This window comes from Streptomyces sp. NBRC 110028, from assembly GCF_001417735.1.
Classification (GTDB): Bacteria; Actinomycetota; Actinomycetes; order Streptomycetales; family Streptomycetaceae; genus Streptomyces.
Window position 1 is genome coordinate 1 of sequence record NZ_BBUZ01000020.1, and the last position, 925, is coordinate 925.

At 68.1% G+C, this 925-nt stretch carries 1 protein-coding gene; it reads left to right on the forward strand.

From position 1 onward, the window contains the following. The coding region (locus ASC60_RS00115; protein ID WP_199830830.1) for a polyketide synthase at nucleotides 1-925 on the forward strand (925 nt) is incomplete at both ends.

Consider the following 925-nt stretch of genomic DNA (forward strand, 5'->3'; position numbering starts at 1 on the left):
CGGGTGGCGTACACGCTGGGGTTGGAGGGTCCGGCGGTGACGGTGGATACGGCGTGTTCGTCGTCGTTGGTGGCGATGCATCTGGCCGTGCAGGCGTTGCGGCAGGGGGAGTGCACGCTTGCTCTGGCGGGTGGTGTGACGGTGATGGCCACGCCGGATGTGTTCACCGGTTTCTCGCGTCAGCGCGGCCTGGCTCCTGACGGCCGGTGCAAACCTTTTGCTGCCGCTGCCGACGGCACCGGTTGGAGTGAAGGTGTCGGCCTGCTGCTGCTGGAGCGGTTGTCGGATGCGCGGCGCCATGGTCGGCGGGTGTTGGCGGTGATCCGGGGGTCGGCGGTGAATCAGGATGGTGCGTCGAATGGTCTGACGGCGCCGAATGGGCCGTCGCAGCAGCGGGTGATCCGGCAGGCGCTGGCTGGTGCGGGTCTGTCGGTGTCGGAGGTGGACGCGGTCGAGGCGCATGGTACGGGGACGACGTTGGGCGATCCGATCGAGGCGCAGGCGTTGCTGGCGACCTATGGCCAACAACGGCCTGCGGGTCAGCCGCTGCTGCTCGGTTCTGTTAAGTCGAATATCGGGCATACGCAGGCGGCCGCGGGTGTGGCGGGTGTGATCAAGATGGTGCAGGCCATGCGGCATGGGGTGTTGCCGGCCTCTTTGCACATTGACGAGCCGACGCCGCATGTGGATTGGGCCGGTGGTGCGGTACGGCTGCTTTCCGAGCCTGTGGAGTGGCCGCGCAGCGGGCGGCCTCGTCGTGCGGGGGTGTCCTCCTTCGGTGCTTCCGGTACGAATGCTCACCTCATTTTGGAGCAGGCCCCGGATATGCCCGAGCCAGAGCAGGTGTCCGAGCAGTGCGGCGTCGTGCCGTGGGTGTTGTCCGCGCGCAACACGGAGGCGCTACGCGGGCAGGCCGCCGCACTGG